This is a genomic window from Gammaproteobacteria bacterium, assembly GCA_013003425.1.
Lineage (GTDB): Bacteria > Pseudomonadota > Gammaproteobacteria > Steroidobacterales > JABDKV01 > JABDJB01.
The window spans coordinates 175,606-194,109 of record JABDJB010000056.1 but is presented as its reverse complement, the minus strand read 5'-3'; the positions used below and the strand labels follow the sequence as shown (position 1 = coordinate 194,109).

Sequence of the window (18,504 nt, the reverse complement as noted above, 5' to 3'; positions counted from 1 at the left end):
CGCGCCGGGTTACGCGACGATCGGTGCGATGACGAGCGAGACGATCGCCATTACGTTGATGAGAATGTTCATCGACGGCCCCGACGTGTCCTTGAACGGATCACCAACAGTGTCGCCAACCACAGCAGCCTTGTGGGTATCGGAGCCCTTGCCACCCAGGTTGCCCTTCTCGATGTATTTCTTGGCGTTATCCCAGGCACCGCCGGCGTTGGCCATGAACAGGGCCATCAGCACACAACCCAGCAGGGCTCCGCCGAGCATGCCACCCAAAGCTTCCCCACCGAGGGTGAGGCCCACGACCACCGGCGCACCAACGGCCAGCACGCCCGGCAGCACCATGCGCTTCAGCGCTGCGGTAGTCGCAATGTCGACACAACGTACGGTATCGGGTTCGGCATTGCCCTCGAGCAGACCAGGAATCTCTTTAAACTGACGGCGAATCTCCTTGATCATCTCGAACGCAGCATCACCGACCGCCGTCATGGTGATCGAACTGACCAGGAACGGGAAAATACCGCCGAGGAATACACCGATCAGCACGGTTGGATTGGACAACGCGAGCGAGAAGTCAGGATTATCTGCGGAAACGACCTCTATATACGCCGTAATAATCGCAAGCGCCGCCAATGCCGCAGCACCAATCGCAAAACCCTTACCTATTGCCGCCGTGGTATTACCAACCTCATCGAGCGAATCAGTAATCTTGCGAGTGTCCTCGCCCAGACCGGCCATCTCGGCTATGCCGCCGGCGTTATCGGCCACCGGGCCATAGGCATCAATCGCCATAGTAATACCGACCGTGGCCAGCATGCCGACTGCCGCGATGCCCACACCGTACAAACCGGCAAACATGTTGCCGAAAAAGATAATGGCGCAAATGGTTAGCACGGGCACTGTCACCGACTGCATACCAGTGGCCAAACCACTGATCATTACGGTTGCCGCGCCGGTCTCACCCGATTTGGCGATTTTGCGCACCGGTGAACCACCTGTGTAGTACTCGGTTACCAGGCCAATGACGATGCCACCGACTGCGCCGGCCAGCACACACTTCCACACGCCGACATCCACGCCGGATGAAGTCACAACAAAATACGATGCGATGATGAACAACACTGCGGAACCAAAGGTACCCATACGCAGCGCCACTTCCGGCTTGCTGCCCGAACCCAGGCGCACAATCAGTATGCCCAGCAGCGAACACACCAGACCAACGGAAGCCAGCAACAGTGGCAGACCCATCAGCTCGGCACGCCCGCCCAGGGCGGCCGCCCCGGCCATGGTCGAGGCAATGGCAATCGTGGCGATCATTGACCCGCAATACGATTCGAAAATATCCGAACCCATGCCGGCCACGTCGCCGACGTTGTCGCCGACGTTATCGGCTATTACGCCCGGGTTACGTGGATCATCCTCCGGGATACCGGCCTCGATCTTGCCGACCAGATCAGCGCCCACGTCCGCGCTCTTGGTGAAAATGCCGCCACCGACACGGGAGAACAGAGCAACCACAGAGGCGCCCATACCAAAGCCGTGCAGGTGATGTGCATTGTGCAGGTCAGCCGCATTACCAATAAACCAGACATAAAGCCCGCCCAGCCCGATCAATCCCATTGCCGCAACGGTAAGCCCCATAATCGAGCCACCGAAAAAGGCGACACTCAAAGCGGTCGCCGCACCCTGCTCGTGCGCCGCGACGGTGGTGCGTACGTTGGCGCGCGTCGCCGTGTACATGCCAATACCACCGGCCACCGATGAGCACAACGCACCCACGAGAAACGCCGCTGCAGTGTAGCCACCGAGCGCAGGCGTGAAGTAAATGATCACAGCCACGACGCCGGTAAACGACCACAAGAGAAAATACTCGCGGCGAATAAAGGTCATGGCGCCCTGGTGAATCTGTTCAGCGATATCGGCAACTTTTCCCTCGCCACCCGGGTAGCGCTTGACCATCAGGTAGATCAGCATCGCTGCTACCAAGCCGACGATGCCCATGATTACCGGTATATAGCTGATGTCCATTACAAAGCCTCTAAAAAAAATCGATGCAGCAGGCCGGCCCGGAAAGCTGTCCGGGCAGGCTGAAAAACGGTTTGTACGAGCCGGTCACTCAATGGCCCCATAAGGTGGGCTCGACGGCGCGGTATTCTACGTTAACCGGCTACAGGGGTCGAACCGCTCGCCGCGGTCGTCAATGGCCGGTAATACGGAGCTTCAGGCGGCGTGGGCAACCGGCAGGGGCCGCGGCCGGCCTATGGCGTATCCCTGGACGAAGTCGACCCCGAGCTTGCGGATGGCGTCCAGTGATTCGCGATCCTCCACCTGCTCGGCGACCACTTTTATGTCCAGTGTGCGAGCCAGCTTGATCATGGCCGTCACCATCGCCTGGTTGACAGCATCGGTTTCCAGGTTCTTGAGGAAAGACCCGTCTATCTTGATGAAATCCATCGACAGTTCGCGCAGGTTGGCCAGCGACCCCAGCCCGCTGCCGAAATCGTCCAGCGCAAAGCGACAGCCCATACCGTGCAGCACTTCGATAAAACGCCGCGCATGACCGATGTTGGTGATCACCGATGACTCGGTGAGCTCGAAGCAGATTCGATCGGGTATCACGCCGGTGCGGTCGAGGCATTCGACGACAAATTCGAGGAACTGACCATCGCCGATGGTCTGCCCGGACAGATTGATGGTGCAACTGCGATTATCCGGCAGACGCAGCCCGCCGCTACCCAGGGCGCTGAATGCGGTCTCGATCACCCAGCGATCGATACGCGGCATCAGCTTGTAACGCTCGGCGGCCTCGATGAACTCGCCGGGCGCAATCTCGCGACCGCCATCGTCGTGCAGGCGTAACAAAACTTCGAAGGCGGGCCCATCGGTCACCTTGCCGTCGACCGAGACGATCGGCTGCGCATGCAGCTCGAACTTGTTGTCCTTCAGTGCCACCTGCAGCCGCTGCAGCCAGGCGATCTCGCCCTTGTTCCGTGCAACCGCCTCATCACGCGCCGAGTAGACATGAACGCGGCTGCGGCTCTGCTTGGCAACATAGCAGGCCGAATCGGCCGCCATCAGCGCGTCGACAACGGTGCCGCTTTCGTGGCCGATCTCGACCAACCCGATGCTCACGCCAACCTGGAAAATCCGGTCACGCCAGACAAAACGATAGTCCTCCACCGCGCGACAGGCGTCATCGGCAATTTGCCGGGCTTTCTCCAGCGGGCAACCGAACAGCAACATGCCGAACTCATCACCACCCAGCCGGGCCACCGAATCAGAGTCACGCACCTGCTCGCGGATCAGGCCGGCAACTTCGCGCAGCATGTTATCCCCGGCCATGTGGCCGCAGGTGTCGTTCACCGCCTTGAAGCGGTCCAGATCCAGGTAACACACGACGTGACCGGTACCGCTGGCCTGCGCCGTCTTCAGCGCTTCATCGACACGGCGTTCGAACTCACGGCGGTTAAACAGGCCGGTCAGTGCATCGTGACTGGCCTGATAAGACATCTGCCGCGCCAGTCCACGCAGTTCGGTCACATCGTGGATAACAATGACGCAACCGTGCATGTCCGGGCCACCGCCGATCGGCGAGACGCTCAGCTCGACCGAATACTCGTCGGTGCCGACCAGCATGAGCGCGCGGCGGCCGAGGCTGATGCGACGATGCTGCTGCAGGCACTGCGCGACCGGATCGCGCAGCGGCTTGCGGTCGGTTTCATCCACCAGAGAAACGATATCCAGCAGCTCACGGCCGCGTGCATCGGCAGAATCACAATCCAGCATGGCTTCGGCCGCGGCATTCATGTAGTCGATCTGCCCGTCAATATCGGCAGTGATCACGCCGTAGGAAATCGACTGCAGAGTGGTTGCCGCCCGGTCTTTTTCGCGGCTTAGCTGCTCTGCGGAGTTTTTACGCCGCGACACGTCGAAGGCAGCAAACAACAAAGCCGGCTTACCTTCGTAATCGATAATACTCGTCGTGCCTTCCACCCAGACACCTTCGCCCTCGCGATTGAGCAGCTGCACTTCGAAGCGGTCAGGAACTTCTTTGCCGGCAAGATGGCGATCGAACAGGTCGGCAATCTGTTCACGAAAATCAGGATGCACGATTTCCAGCGCGGATTTATTGATCAGGTCCTGCTGTCGCACGCCACGCATCGCCGCCGCGCGCGGGTTGGCGTAAATCACCTTGTTACGCAGGACGATTATCGCTTCCTGCACGCCCTCGGCGAGGTTGCGAAACAGCCTCTCACGCACGTCGTCGGCCCGATCGCGGCTGTCAATGGCATCAAACACGTCGTTGACCGAGCGCTCCAGCCGGCCCAGCTCGTCATCGCGATTGGTCTCGGTTACACGCTGGCGGAATTCCTGGTGCTCGGCGATATTGCCCAACTCCAGGTTGAGCCGTTCGATGCGACGCAAAAAACTGCGTCGCGTCACAAACCAGGTCAGCACGAGGGCCACCAGGCCCACGCCGATCATGCTCAATTCAAATACCCCCGGCACTGGCGATCAGACCTCCTGGTAAATATCGGCGCCCTTGTCACGAAATTCTTTGGCTTTTTCTTTCATACCTTCGTCGATGGCCTGCTGATTGTCATGCAGCTTGTTATCGCGGGCATAGTCGCGCACTTCCTGAGTGATTTTCATGGAACAGAAGTGCGGCCCACACATCGAGCAGAAATGCGCCACCTTGTGCGCCTGCTTTGGCAGGGTTTCATCGTGAAATTCGCGCGCGCGCTCAGGATCCAGGCCGAGATTGAACTGGTCTTCCCAGCGGAACTCGAAGCGGGCTTTTGACAGCGCGTTGTCGCGTACCTGGGCCAGCGGATGCCCCTTGGCGAGGTCGGCAGCATGGGCGGCAATCTTGTAGGTGACAATTCCCTCGCGTACGTCTTCGCGGTCCGGCAATCCGAGGTGTTCCTTGGGCGTGACGTAGCACAGCATTGCGGTGCCGTACCAGCCGATCTGGGCCGCGCCGATTGCCGAAGTAATGTGGTCGTAGCCGGGGGCGATGTCAGTTGTCAGCGGACCAAGCGTGTAGAACGGTGCCTCGTAACACTCGGCCAGCTCTTTATCCATGTTTTCCTTGATCAGCTGCATCGGCACGTGACCGGGGCCTTCGATCATCACCTGAACATCACGATCCCAGGCAACCTGAGTCAGTTCACCCAGGGTCTTCAGCTCGGCAAACTGCGCTTCATCGTTGGCATCGGCAATACTGCCCGGACGCAGTCCGTCGCCGAGGGAGAACGACACGTCGTAAGCGCGCATAATGTCGCAGATTTCGTGGAAGCGGGTGTAAAGAAAACTCTCTTCGTGATGCGCCAGGCACCACTTGGCCATGATCGAACCACCACGCGAGACGATACCGGTCACGCGGTCGGCAGTAAGTGGGACATAGGCCAGCCGCACGCCGGCGTGAATGGTGAAATAGTCGACACCCTGCTCTGCCTGCTCGATTAATGTGTCGCGGAAGATCTCCCAGGTCAGCTCCTCCGCCCGGCCGTTTACTTTTTCCAGCGCCTGGTAGATCGGCACGGTTCCGATCGGCACCGGCGAGTTGCGCAGAATCCACTCACGTGTTTCATGAATGTTCTTGCCGGTGGAAAGATCCATTACGGTGTCCGCGCCCCAGCGGATCGACCACACCATTTTTTCGACCTCTTCGGCGATAGACGAAGTTACCGCCGAGTTGCCGATATTGGCGTTGACCTTGACAAGAAAATTGCGACCGATGGCCATCGGCTCGGATTCGGGGTGATTAATATTCGCCGGAATGATGGCACGTCCGCTTGCAACTTCATCGCGCACAAACTCGGGCGTGACGCTTTCCGGCAACCTGGCGCCGAATGCTTCGCCGGGCTGGCGCCGCAGCAGGCCCGCGGCCTGGTAGCTGTCACGCAACTCCTCGCGTCGCAGATTTTCGCGTAACGCGACAAACTCCATTTCCGGCGTAACGATTCCGCGACGCGCATAATGCATTTGAGTAACGCAACTGTCCCCGCGGGCCCGGCGCGGTTCCGGCTGGTTGGGAAAGCGCACCGCCGCGACAGCCTCTTTCGCGGCACGCTCACGGGTAAACGTCGCCGAAGCAGACCCCAGCTGTTCGGTGTCGTCGCGACTCTCTATCCAGGAACTGCGTATTGGCGGCAGGCCCTGCTGCAGATCGATGTCCGCCGCCGGGTCAGTATAGGGACCCGACGTATCGTAGATGGTAATGGCCGGATTGCTGCTGGCATTGAACACCGCCGGGGTATCGGCCTGCCCCACCTCGCGCATCGGCACCTTGATGTCGGCCTGGCTGCCGGTGACGTAGACCCGGCGTGATCCTGCCAGGGGCTCACGCGCAGCCGCGCTGAGTCGCGCCGTCGCTTCCCGCAACTCTTTAGATAATGCTGTCATCGATCCTTCCAGGACACTCGGCGGGCTTTGTCTGGCTGTCTCACCGGCCCCCCGTTCGGTGCTACAGATTAAGTGAATCAGGATATTACATGCCGCCGCGCGAGGCGATTGGTTTCACATAAGTTCGCCCCTGTGACGCCTTGTCGACCTGCCCCAAACTGCGTAACCTTCCCGGCGCCAGCCGCTTACAGAGAGCATTATGGATATTCAGCACGCCCGTGAGCAGATGATCGAACAGCAGGTTCGCGGCTGGGAAGTGCTCGACCCGCGCGTCCTGGAGGTAATGTCGGCGGTACCACGCGAAAATTTTGTGCCCCCGGGTTATCGCCGACTGGCATTCGCCGACATCATGGTCCCGCTGCCTGCCGGACAGGTAATGATGAAACCCAATGTCGAGGGCCGCATGCTGCAGGCCCTGTCAGTCGAAGACGGCGATACAGCACTCGACATCGGCACTGGCAGCGGTTTTTCATCGGCATGCCTCGCGGCGCTGGGCGCCCGCGTGACCAGCATCGATATCCACGCGGAACTGCTCGAGCATGCCACCACGATCCATAGCGAGCTTGGCATCACCGGTGTGCGTACCGAAGTGGCAGACGCCGCGGAGCTCAGTGCCAGTGACAAGTACGATGTCATCGCGGTTACCGGCTCCACGCCGGTCTACGTGAAACGCTTTGCCGAGGCGCTGCGGGCAGGTGGACGGCTTTTTGTCATCGTCGGCGAGGCGCCGGTCATGGAGGCACTGCTGATCACCCGCACCGGCCCGGACACCTGGCTGCGCGAGAGCCTGTTCGAGACCGTCCTGCCTGCTTTGCATGGCTTCAACGCGCCGGCGCGGTTCGATTTCTGATGGAAATCAGCCAGATCACCGTCCAGCAGCTGGCCGCACGGCTGCCGCGCGACGAAGTGCTGCTGCTGGATGTTCGCGAGCCCTGGGAAATCGAAACCGCGGCCGTCGACGGCGCGCTGTGTATTCCGATGAATGACGTTCCCGAGCGACTCGACGAGCTGCGCGCCAGCCGCGGCAACAGGGACCTGGTGGTGATGTGCCACAGTGGCAAGCGCAGCGCGATTATCACACGATTCCTGAACCAGTCGGGCCTTGACGGTGTCTTCAATCTTTGTGGCGGGATCACCGCATGGTCGAATGAGATCGACGCCTCGGTGCCCATCTACTGAGTCGCCAACTGTGGCATTAACTGTTATAGTTAGCTATAACACTAAATCACTAGCAGCCTTGCTGCTGTTGCACTGCAAAAACCCAAGGACGCCGTCATGAAATTATTCCGGCTCACTGTATTGATCCTCGTTGGCCTGCTGAGCTCTCCAGCCCACAGCGCCGACCTGCTGGAAGTCTACAAGCTGGCTCTGCAAAGCGACCCGCTGTTGCGCGAGGCCGATGCGGTAAAACTGGCCGCAATGGAGGCACGGCCGCAGGCACGCTCGGCCCTGTTGCCACAACTCGGCTTCAATGCCACCCGGACTGACCAGGGATCGGACGGAACCAGCGCCCAGTTTGGCGCCGACGGTTTTTTCGAGATCCCGATCAACAACGACGACGACCAGACTTCGCTTTCCGTTCAGCTGACCCAGACGCTGTTTCGCTGGGACCAGTGGCTGAGCCTGCGCCAGGCCGACAAGATCGTCGCCCAGGCGGAAGTGGATTACAGCAGCGCGCAGCAAAGCCTGATGCTGCGGGTGGCAACGCGCTACTTCGACGTGCTGGCTGCGCGCGACGGGCTCGAATCGGCCCAGGCCGACAAGGAAGCCATAGCGCGACAGCTCGAGCAGTCCGAGACGCGCTTTGAAGTCGGCCTTATCGCAATTACCGACGTACAGGAGTCACGCGCTGCTTTCGATCAGGCCGTGGCCGCGGAAATACTTGCCAAACGTGTGTTGCGCACGGCACGGGAAAACCTCCGTGAGCTGACCGGCGCCATAGTGCAGGATCTGGAAAACCCCGATACCTCACTGCCGTTGGTCAAGCCGGACCCTGCCAGCGAAGATGCCTGGGTCGAACGCGCTCTGGAGCAGAACCTGTCATTGGTTTCCAGTCGTCTTGGTGTACAAATTGCCAAGGATGCGGTTGGCGTGCAGCGCGCTGACCATCTGCCAACCCTGGACCTGGTCGTCAACAAAAATGAATTCGATTCGGACGGCAGCCGGCTCAATCTCATGGCGGGCGGCCTCGACGACATTGCCAGCGATATTTCCAGCGACTCAGTACAGCTGCAGCTGAACATTCCGATCTATAGCGGTGGCCGCACCTCGTCACTCGTGCGCCAGCGCGTGTTCGAGCACCGTGCAGCTCGCGAACGACTGGAACGCGTCGCACGCGAAACCGAGCGCGAGACTCGCGATGCTTACCTCAGTGTTGAATCGGATATTTCAACGATTCGGGCATTCGAGCAGGCGCTGGCTTCGGCGGAAACTGCCCTGCAGGCCACTGAAGCCGGCTTCGAAGTGGGCACACGGACGACGGTAGACGTACTCAATGCGCGCCGCGACCTGCTGTCTGCCCGCACCAACCTCGAGCGCAGTCGTTACGACTACATCATCAACCTGATTCGCCTCAAGCAGGCTGCTGGTATTCTGAGCAATGCTGACCTGGCCCAGGTCAACGGCTGGCTCAACTAGCCGGCCGTCGTGGCAATAACGGGTCGATAAGCGACAGCAATCGCTGTAACGCGCCGCGATTCTGCTGTAACAGTAGCAATCCGCGGCTGCCATAGGCTGCAGGAATTTCGGCATCTCCGAGCCAGCGCTCCAGGTGAAACGCCAGGTCATGCGCATCGTTGACACGCATCGCCGCGTCAGCGTCGATAAACATTTCGGCGATGTCCTCGGCATTGAAGGTGTGCGGACCTATCAGGATCGGGCGGCCAAGCGCTGCCGGCTCCAGCAGGTTGTGCCCGCCCACAGGCACCAGGCTGCCGCCGACAAAAGCGAAATCAGACGCTGCATAAATCATGGTCAACTCGCCGAGCGTGTCGACCAGGAAAACATCTGTGGTCGGCGAGCAGCGGTCGCCACTGCTGCGTTTGACCACGCTCCAGCCGCGTTCCTGCAGCAGCGTCGCCACCGCGTTGAACCGCTCCGGGTGGCGTGGCACCAGCATCAGCAATAAATCAGGAAACTTCTGCCGCACGATCTGCAGCGCTTCGAGCACCTGCTCCTCTTCACCCTCGTGGGTACTTCCGGCAACCCACACCGGCCGGCCGGCTGCATGCTCATTGCGCAGCGCCGTGCCGCGGCTCTGCAGGTCACCGGCCGGCTCGAAGTCAAACTTTATGTTGCCGGTTACGTGAGTTCGAGCAGGGTTTGCGCCGAGCGTGCGAAATCTTTCAGCATCGCTGTCGCTTTGCGCGGCGATGACAATGCCATGCGACAACGCCTCGCGAAACAGGCTGACGAAACGCCGGTACTTGGAAACGGACAATGGTGAGATGCGAGCGCTGGCCAGCACCAGCGGCACATTGCGTTGACCGCACTCGTGGTACAGATTCGGCCATAGCTCGGTTTCAATAATAATTGCCAGCTGCGGTATTGCGCGATCGAAAAACCGGCGCACCGCTCCCGGCAAGTCATACGGGGCATACAGGTGGCAGACGCTGTCACCAAAAATATCGCGCACCCGCCCGGCGCCGGTCGGCGTTACTGTAGTGATGACCAGCGGGATATCCGGGTAGTTGTGCATCAGCTGGCGCACCAGCGGCACCGCAGCCTGCACTTCGCCTACCGAGACCGCATGCACCCAGATGCTTGGCCGGCCCGGCCCGCTGCTGGAAAATCCGAAACGCTCGCCGAATCGCTCCCAGTAGGCCGGATTGCGAAAACCGCGAACGAAAAGAAAGCCGGCAACGAAAGGTGCCAGCAGGTACGACAGCAATACGTAAGCGAGACGCGGCAAATCAGCTGTTTCGAATGCGGTCGATGATGGACGATGTCGAACGCCCGGCGCGAAAGCTCAGGACTTCGACGCTGCCACCGGCGCGCCGCACGCAATCGGCGCCGGCAATCTGGTCCGGCTCGTAGTCGCCGCCTTTGACCAGCACGTCGGGCAGCACCTGGCAAATCAGCTGTTCCGGCGTGTCGGTGGTAAACGGCACAACCCAGTCGACCGCAGACAGTCCGGCCAGCACCGCCATGCGGTCATCCAGTGGCACTACCGGTCGTCCGGCCCCCTTCAGGCGCCTGACAGACTCATCGTCGTTTACCGCGACTACCAGCCGCTGACCCAGCGACTTGGCCTCCTCAAGGTAAGCCACGTGGCCGGTGTGGAGGATGTCGAAACAGCCGTTGGTCATTACCACGCGCTCGCCACGCGCCTGCGCCTCGCGGACAAACTCCACCAGCTCTTCTGCCTGCAGCAGGCCGCGGCCACCAATGCCGCGGCGATGCAGTTCCAGCCGCAATTCAGAACGACTGACCGTCGCCACGCCGAGCTTGCGTACCGCGATGCCGGCCGCGATGTTTGCCAGCGTCGCTGCGGTGGCGACGTCGGCACCGGCCGCCAGTGAGCCGGCCAATGTGGCAATGACGGTATCGCCGGCGCCGGTAACATCGTAAACCTCGCGTGTTTCCGCCTGCAGATGGAGCGCAGAACTGTCCCCGCTGATCAGCGTCATACCCTCGTCGCCACGAGTGACCAGCAAATGCTGCAGGCCAAGTTCACTTCGCAACGCCTCACCACGTTCGACTATCTCGTCATCGCTGCTGCAGCGTCCGACTACCGCCTCGAATTCACCAAGATTGGGTGTCAGCAGTGTCGCACCGCGATAGCGTGCAAAGTCGTTGCCTTTTGGATCCACCAGCACGCGTGCGCCGGCGTCATGCGCCATTTTTATCAGCGCCGCCGGTTCCCTCAGCGTACCCTTGGCGTAATCCGACAGGACCACCACTGACGCCCCGGCACAGGCCGCGACATATTCATCGGCTGGAAAACAGTCGGGCCCTGCAGCAAAATCTTCCTCGTGGTCGAGCCTGATCAACTGCTGGTTGCGGCTGAGGACGCGCAACTTGGTGATCGTCGGTGCCCGCGAGCGGCCCAGGTGGCACTCAACTGACGCGGTTTCGAGCAACTTTGCCAGGCTACCAGCTGCCTCATCGTCACCGGTTACTCCCAACAACACAGGCTTGCTGTCGAGTGCTGCAAGATTGAGCGCCACATTGGCGGCACCGCCGGGACGCTCGCCGGTTTCGCGGACACGCACTACTGGCACCGGTGCCTCGGGCGATATGCGGGACGCCGGGCCCAGCCAATAGCGGTCCAGCATCACGTCGCCGGCAATTACGACCCGGTGACCTGCAAATGAAGGCAATTTCAGCGACATCTTACGTCTCGCGGCGAATCGGCGGCATGTTAACAGACCGGAGACGTCCGCATCCGCTAACATCGCTCAATGAGTGATGAAAGGCCCGGCCTGCACCATTACCTCGCGCCACGCTTCTGGTCCACCTGGGCGGGGCTGGGCATAGTGCGGCTGGCGTGTCTGCTGCCGTACCGGACGCTGATGGGATTCGGGCGCCTGCTCGGCCCGGTTGCCAAGCGCCTGCTGCGCGGGCGTCACGAGGTAGCCAGGCAAAACATACGGCGCTGCCTGCCACACCTGGACGATCAACAGCGCGAGGAACTGGTCGATCAGCATTTCGCCTCGCTGGGCATGGCGATATTCGAAACCGGGCTGGCCTGGTGGGCGAGCGACCGACGCCTGGCGCCACTGTGCCACGTGAGTGGCAGCGAACATGTCGAGCGAGCACTGCAGCGGGGCCGCGGCGTAATCATGCTCAGCGCCCATTTCACCTGCCTGGAAATATGCAGTCGCATGCTGGCAATGCAGGTAAGGCTCAACCCGGTGTACCGCGGCTTTCGCAATCCACTGCTGCAGGAAGTGATGCTGCGTGGCCGCGAGCGCTGCACAGACTCGATGATCGCCAAAAAAGATATCAGGCAGACGGTCCGCGCGCTCCGCAATGACGGCATTATCTGGTACGCCCCGGACCAGGCCCATCGCGGCAAGTCATCGCAACTGGTGCCGTTTTTCGGCATCCCGGCCCACACCAACACGGCGACTACGCGGCTGGCGAAACTCAGCGGCGCTCCCGTGCTGCCCTTCCTGCCCTGGCGTCGCGCTGATGGCTCCGGCTACAACATAGTGATCGGCGAACCGCTGGAACAGATCCCGTCAGACGACGAGGCATCCGACGCGGCGGTCTTTCACCAGCTGATTGAAAAACTGGTGCGTGAAGTGCCGGAGCAGTACCTGTGGATACATCGCCGCTTCAAGCACCTCGAACCCGAGTTCTACTCTGCGGCGTAACCTTCCAGCAGGGCCGGCCACTGTTGCTGCTCGAATTGCGGAAAAGACAGGCTTAGCCCGATCTTGTGCAACGAGCGGTTCAGTCGTTTCAGGTTAGCCTTGCGCCAGCTGCCATCACGCCGGATATAGCCACGATCGAAATCGACCACAAAAACTTCGCTGCCGGTTTCATTGACCAGGATATTGTGTGCGTTCAGGTCAGCATGGTACACACCGGCATCATGCAACCGCCGCAGGCAGCTGCCTATTGTGTGCCATTCGTCATCGCCGGGCAGCCGCTCGGCGACCACTTCTGACAACGCCTTTACATCCGGAATGCGCACCGTCAGCAGGTCGGCCCGGTAGAACATGCCGTCCCGCACATGACGCGCAGCAACGGGTCGAGGTACCGGCAGCCCCTGCCCGTGCAGCTGTGCCAGCAACCGCCACTCCCGCAACGACCGCGTCTGTTCGATACCGGTCCACAGGTAGCGGTCATCGAGCACGCGGCGTACCAGGCCGCCACGATGATAGTGACGCAGCACCCACTGCTCGCTGCCGCTGTTAACAAACAGTACCTGGCCGCGGCCACCGAGCGGCGCCGCTACCGATTCACGGGTGCGCCAGTATTCCGGCGTGAACATTGCCCCGACAAAATCGTTTTCGTAGCGCGCATCGACGATTACCCTGCCGTCAAAACGATCTGGCTGCACAGCGTTTATGGTTGCAGTCATGCCAGCGTTTTCATTGCTGCAATTAACTGCTGCGGCTGAATATCGCGGAGGCAGCGATAGTGACCGTAACGGCAGGTGCGATCGAAACAGGGGCTGCACTCGATACCGGTACGTATGACAACGGCCCGGTCGGTGAGCGGTGGCGTGTAGTCCGGGCTGGATGAGCCGTATATCGCTGCAACGGCCGTTCCGGCCGCTGCGGCGATGTGCATCAGACCGGAATCATTGCACACCACCTGCCGGGTGAGCGCGATCAGGTCGATCGCATCGGGCAGGCTGGTACGCCCACACAGGTTTTGCGTGACATCACCGGACCCCGCCCTGATCTGTTCGCCGAGGTCGCGATCCTTGTCCGAACCGAATACCCATGTTGCACAGCCGTCACGATGCAACGTGCCGGCCAGCTCGGCGAAATACTCGACCGGCCACTGCTTGGCGGGCCCGTACTCGGCACCAGGGACCAGGCCCACGACGGGCCGGTCAGTCTGCAGCCCGAGCCGCGCCAGCGCGCTGGCCTGATTTTCCGGATCAACCCGCAGCCGTGGCTGTGGCAGTGATCCGGGCAGGCCCGTGTCGGCCGGCAACCCCAGGGCGGCATATCGCGCCACGGTCGTGGTCAGCCTCTGCTTGTCGAGATCGCGCATGTCGTTAATAAAACCAAAACGCATTTCACCGCGATAGCCGGTACGGACCGGCACGCCGGCGTGAAAAGGTATCAGCGCGGACTTGAAAGAACGAGGCAGGATAATTGCCTGGCCGTATGCGCGGTCGCGCAGCGATTTTCCCAGCCGGTGCCGACCGGGCCAGTCGAATACACCGTGCGCGAACGGCGATTCGATACCTTCTCGTACTTCGTTCATCCGCCCGATAACAGGCAATGACCAGCCCGGTGCAAGCACGTCGATAACAATGTCCGCGTTCCGCTGCCGCAGCAACCGGCAAAGTGAATGCATCATGACCATGTCGCCAATCCACGCCGGACCCACGATCAGAACGCTATTGTCGGGACCAGTCACTCAGTCCTTTCCGAGCTCGTCGAGGTATGCGCTGACACCCTGCTCCACGGTGCGAAACTGCTGGCGATAGCCCGCCTGACGCAGCCCGGAAATATCCGCCTCGGTAAAACTCTGGTAATGACCGATCAGGTGTTCGGGAAACGGGATGTAACGAATGGTGCCCCGTCCGTGCCAGCCGATTACTGCGTTAGCGACATCGTTAAAACTCTGGCTTGCACCGGTGCCCACATTGTAAATGCCGGCCTGTCCCGGGTGATCCAGGAAAAACAGGTTCACTGCTGCAACGTCGTCTACATAAACAAAATCGCGCCGCTGCTCGCCGGAATCGTAACCATCACTGCCCTCGAACAGCCGTGCCTCTGCCTGCTCACTGACCTGGCGATTGAAGTGCCAGGCGACGCTTGCCATGCCGCCTTTGTGCGCCTCGCGCGGACCGTAGACATTGAAATAGCGCAGGCCGACGACCTGACTGTCAGCTTCGCTGAAATGCCGGCGCACGTACTGGTCGAACAGCAGCTTGCTGTAACCGTAGACGTTCAGCGGCCGCTCGTGCGCCGGATCGACGCTGAAACCCGGGCCGCTGCCATACACCGAAGCAGAAGAGGCATAGATAAACGGGATGTGGCGCTCGACGCAATAATGCAGCAGCTGCTTCGAGTACTCGAAGTTCTCCTGCATCATCAGGCGCCCGTCCCACTCGGTGGTGTCGGTGCACGCGCCCTGGTGAATGATTGCGCGTACATGCTTTCCGGCTTCATGACGCTGCTGCACCGTGGACAGGAAGTCATCCTTGTCCCGGTAGTCAGCAATGGCCAGATCGGCGATGTTGGCAAACTTCTCGCCGGCCGTGAGGTCATCGACCACGATAATGTCGTCGCGCCCGCGCTGGTTGAGCGCCTTGACAATATTGCTGCCGACAAAACCGGCGCCACCGGTAACTACGATCATCAGATCACTCCATTGTGGAGGTCAGGCGGCGTCGATTTCGTCCTTGCGTTCGACCAGCCGAAACACTGCCCCGCAATAGGCACACCTTGCATCTCCCGTCTTTTCGATCGGCAGGTAGACCCGCGGGTGAGAATTCCACAGGCTCATGCCAGGCATCGGGCAGTGCAGCGGCAGATCGCCGCGCGTCACTTCGTAATAGTTGGATGTATTGGGCGCCTGAGCGCCGGATTCTTCATCGACCACGTTGCCAGGCCCCGGACTGATTACAGTCAGGGATTATAGACTGCCGCGGTCAATCCCCGAAAACCCGGCCCCAGGCGGAGCGTACCCGCTCGCGCTCGGCTGCGAACTGTTCTGCCGGCACCAGCGCATCTTCATCGGCCAGGGCACGATGGTGCAGGCATTGGCGGTAACGACGGTAAATATCGGTAAGCTCCGCAGCCAGTGTGTGGGTACAGACTCCGGCTGCAGCCAGGCTCTCCAGCTGGCGGATATTGTCGCTCCATTCAATCAGCCGTGGCGTCTGGTGCGCATTTGCCAGCACCCAGTACTGCACCAGGAACTCGATATCGGTCAGACCGCCGGCATCGCGTTTAATGTGGAAGGCGCCGGTGCCGCCACCTGGCAGGTCCCGCCGCATGCGCTGCCGCATGGCCAGCACATCGGCGCGCAGTTCTTCCGCGTTGCGCTGACGCGTCAGGATCTCGCGGCGGACGCTGTCAAAGGCGCTGCAAACCACCGTATCACCGGCCACCGGACGGGCACGCAGCAGCGCCTGGTGCTCCCAGGTCCAGGCGTGCTCACGCTGATAGCCGGCAAAAGCCACAATTGAACTGACCAGGGGCCCGCCCTTGCCGCTGGGACGCAGGCGCGTGTCAACTTCGTAAAGCACCCCGGTCGGCGTCGTCGTGCTTAGCATATGCAGGATACGCTGGCCAAGACGCGCAAAATATCGCGCATTATCCAGGCCCTGATCGCCGTCACACTGCTGCGCGTCGCCGTCCGAGTCGTGCAGCATCACCAGATCGAGGTCAGAAGCGTAACCCAGCTCAAGACCGCCCAGCTTGCCGTAGCCAATAATTGCAAATCCGGCGCGACGGCTGTCGTTGCAACGAGGCACACCGTAGCGCCGCTGCATTTCCTGCCGCGCCAGTTCAGTGGTCTTCTGCAGCACCAGTTCGGCCGTGTCGCTCAACCGGTCGCTGACTTTCATAAGCGGCAGCACGCCCGACAGGTCGGCTACCGCAATGCGGAACGCCGAAACCTGCTGGAACATGCGCAACGCCTCCATCTGCCGTTCCAGGTCATCAGCCGCGATCGCCTGAAACCGCTGCTGCAGGTCGGTCTCGAGATCGGCACGGGTTGGTGGCGCCTCGAAGATACGCGGGTCGATCAACTCGTCGAGCAGCAAGGGATGTTGCGCAACCTGCCGCGCCAGCCATGGGCTTGCCGAACAAAGGTCCGCACAACGCTCGAGTACGACAGGGTTTTCGGTAAGCAGCGCAAAGTATGCGCTGCGCCCGCCGATCGCGGTTACCACACCAAGCAAACGCGCAACGACTGCATCGCCATCAGCGCGGCCTCCGGCCAGACGCAGGATGCGCGGTATCAGTGCGTCGAGCCGGCCGCGCCCGCGCTCATCGAGCCGCAGGTACTGCCCGCTGTCGCGCAACACAACAAGTTGACGCTGCAGCGCAGCCGGATCGTTGAAATCGAGCTGCTCCAGCTGCGCCATCGCCGCATGACTGCCCGGGTCCGCCTTCCAGTACGCGCCAGGCAGATCAACGTCCTCGTCGCTGTTGCGCATCGGTACCACAGCCTCGAAGTGGCCGGAAACCAGCTGGCGAATCCGCGCCAGCTCCTGCGCGAACTGCTGGTTATCTGCATGGCCCATGGCAAACGTGATGCGCGCCTTGCCGGCATCATCCACCGGCAGCGTGCACACCTGCTCGTCGCGCCACATCTGCAGCCGGTTCTCCAGCCGTCGCAAATAGCGGTAACACCCCGCCAGCTCGTCCGCGGCCGCCGCATCGAACCAGCCCCGCTGCGCCAGTGTCTTTAGCGAATTGAGCAATGACTGCTGGCGGAGCCCGGGATCCGCGCCGCCACGCATCAACTGAAAGCTCTGCACTATGAATTCGATTTCCCTGATCCCGCCAGCTCCAAGCTTGATATCGTTTTCACGTTCACGCTGGCCAACATCGGCGGCAATGAGCGCTTTCATCTCGCGCAGGGATTCGAGAACGCCGTAGTCAAGATAGCGACGGTACACAAACGGCCTTACAAGCTCGAAGAACGCGTCGCGTGCTGCAGCCGTGCCGGTCAGCGGCCGCGCCTTCACGTATGCGTATCGCTCCCATTCACGTCCGTGCTGCTGCAGATACGTCTCGAAGGCGGCATAACTGATGGCGATGGCGCCACTGCTGCCCAGCGGCCGCAGACGGGTATCGACCCGGTAGACAAAACCGTCGCCGGTTTTCTGATCCAGCAACCGTATCAAGCGCTGCCCGACGCGCGCGAAATAACTGTCACTATCCAGCGGTCTGCGGCCGTCGCTGGTACCGCTTTCCGGGTAGAGGAACACCAGGTCGACATCCGAGGAGAAATTCAGTTCGCCGCCGCCCAGTTTGCCCATGGCAATGACGACCAGAGTCTGTTCAGAACCATCGGCATCGCGTACCACGCCGTGCGCCTCGGCAACACTATTGCCGGCCCAGTCCAGCGCGGCAGCAATCAGCGTGTCGGCGGCAAGCGATAGATCACTCAGCGTCTCGTCCAGCGTCGCAGCACCAATGAGATCGCGCCATGTAATGCGGCTCATCTCGCGATTGCGCGCCTGGCGCAGCAATGCCATGCACTCTCTTTCGTCAGCCGGCAGCTGTGCCGGCAGTTGCAGCAATGACTCGCTGCCATCGAGAGCCGTAATAAGCTCCGGCTCCCGTAGACAGGCGCGCGCCACAAACTCGCTGCAGGTAAACACCGCGCACGATACGGCATCCAGTGGTGTGCCGGCCGCCGCCTGCCAGTTCGCTATGTGCCGGTTTACCTCGGGCACGAGCAGCGGCGGAATTGGCGCATGCATGGGCGAGTGAGAAGCCATATCAG

At 61.0% G+C, this 18,504-nt stretch carries 14 protein-coding genes; 4 read left to right on the top strand and 10 right to left on the bottom strand.

Annotated elements, in window-relative coordinates; all coding sequences use genetic code 11:
• Window positions 1–9: 9 nt before the first annotated feature.
• The 3 genes from HKN06_08990 to thiC form a co-directional block, all read right to left on the bottom strand.
• Entirely contained in the window at window positions 10–2,022 is a 2,013-nt protein-coding gene (locus HKN06_08990; protein ID NNF61450.1) for a sodium-translocating pyrophosphatase, read from the bottom strand.
• Between the two features lie 192 nt (window positions 2,023–2,214).
• The gene (locus HKN06_08985; GenBank protein ID NNF61449.1) at window positions 2,215–4,503 is read right to left on the bottom strand and encodes an EAL domain-containing protein; all 2,289 of its coding nucleotides are present in this window, start codon (window positions 4,501–4,503) and stop codon (window positions 2,215–2,217) included.
• Between the two features lie 6 nt (window positions 4,504–4,509).
• The gene (gene thiC, locus HKN06_08980; protein NNF61448.1) at window positions 4,510–6,402 is read right to left on the bottom strand and encodes a phosphomethylpyrimidine synthase ThiC; all 1,893 of its coding nucleotides are present in this window, start codon (window positions 6,400–6,402) and stop codon (window positions 4,510–4,512) included.
• 199 nt (window positions 6,403–6,601) lie between these two features.
• Between thiC and HKN06_08975 the strand changes: the two genes are divergently transcribed.
• From HKN06_08975 to HKN06_08965, 3 genes are all read left to right on the top strand, one after another.
• A complete protein-coding gene (locus HKN06_08975; GenBank protein ID NNF61447.1) occupies window positions 6,602–7,252 on the top strand; it encodes a protein-L-isoaspartate O-methyltransferase in 651 nt (216 codons plus the stop codon).
• On the top strand, window positions 7,252–7,581 hold the full coding sequence (locus HKN06_08970; protein NNF61446.1) for a hypothetical protein: 330 nt from the start codon (window positions 7,252–7,254) through the stop codon (window positions 7,579–7,581). The genes HKN06_08975 and HKN06_08970 overlap by 1 nt, the downstream gene beginning before the upstream one ends.
• A gap of 96 nt (window positions 7,582–7,677) precedes the next feature.
• Window positions 7,678–9,039 carry a TolC family outer membrane protein gene (locus HKN06_08965; GenBank protein ID NNF61445.1) on the top strand — a complete coding sequence of 454 codons (1,362 nt, stop codon included), beginning with the start codon at window positions 7,678–7,680 and terminating at the stop codon, window positions 9,037–9,039.
• Here the strand turns inward: HKN06_08965 and HKN06_08960 are convergent.
• Window positions 9,032–10,312: a 3-deoxy-D-manno-octulosonic acid transferase gene (locus HKN06_08960; protein NNF61444.1), complete on the bottom strand. Its 1,281-nt coding sequence runs from the start codon at window positions 10,310–10,312 to the stop codon at window positions 9,032–9,034. The two genes, HKN06_08965 and HKN06_08960, sit on opposite strands and share 8 nt — an antisense overlap.
• 1 nt (window position 10,313) lies before the next feature.
• Window positions 10,314–11,735, bottom strand: a complete 1,422-nt coding sequence (gene hldE / locus HKN06_08955; protein NNF61443.1) for a bifunctional D-glycero-beta-D-manno-heptose-7-phosphate kinase/D-glycero-beta-D-manno-heptose 1-phosphate adenylyltransferase HldE — start codon at window positions 11,733–11,735, stop codon at window positions 10,314–10,316.
• 69 nt (window positions 11,736–11,804) lie between these two features.
• On the opposite strand from hldE, the gene lpxL reads away from it, so the two are divergent.
• A complete protein-coding gene (lpxL, locus tag HKN06_08950; GenBank protein NNF61442.1) occupies window positions 11,805–12,722 on the top strand; it encodes an LpxL/LpxP family Kdo(2)-lipid IV(A) lauroyl/palmitoleoyl acyltransferase in 918 nt (305 codons plus the stop codon).
• On the opposite strand, the gene HKN06_08945 is transcribed toward lpxL, so the two are convergent.
• From HKN06_08945 to glnE, 5 genes are all read right to left on the bottom strand, one after another.
• A complete protein-coding gene (locus tag HKN06_08945; GenBank protein NNF61441.1) occupies window positions 12,707–13,435 on the bottom strand; it encodes a 3-deoxy-D-manno-octulosonic acid kinase in 729 nt (242 codons plus the stop codon). The two genes, lpxL and HKN06_08945, sit on opposite strands and share 16 nt — an antisense overlap.
• Entirely contained in the window at window positions 13,432–14,397 is a 966-nt protein-coding gene (gene waaF / locus HKN06_08940; GenBank protein ID NNF61440.1) for a lipopolysaccharide heptosyltransferase II, read from the bottom strand. Before waaF ends, HKN06_08945 begins: the two co-directional genes overlap by 4 nt.
• Window positions 14,398–14,451: 54 nt before the next feature.
• Window positions 14,452–15,399, bottom strand: a complete 948-nt coding sequence (gene rfaD / locus HKN06_08935) for an ADP-glyceromanno-heptose 6-epimerase (protein NNF61439.1) — start codon at window positions 15,397–15,399, stop codon at window positions 14,452–14,454.
• A gap of 21 nt (window positions 15,400–15,420) precedes the next feature.
• Window positions 15,421–15,555 (bottom strand): zinc-finger domain-containing protein, encoded by a 135-nt coding sequence (locus HKN06_08930; protein NNF61438.1) that lies wholly within the window; start codon window positions 15,553–15,555, stop codon window positions 15,421–15,423.
• Window positions 15,556–15,691: 136 nt separating this feature from the next.
• Window positions 15,692–18,499 (bottom strand): bifunctional [glutamate--ammonia ligase]-adenylyl-L-tyrosine phosphorylase/[glutamate--ammonia-ligase] adenylyltransferase, encoded by a 2,808-nt coding sequence (gene glnE / locus HKN06_08925; GenBank protein ID NNF61437.1) that lies wholly within the window; start codon window positions 18,497–18,499, stop codon window positions 15,692–15,694.
• Between the last annotated feature and the right edge of the window lie 5 nt (window positions 18,500–18,504).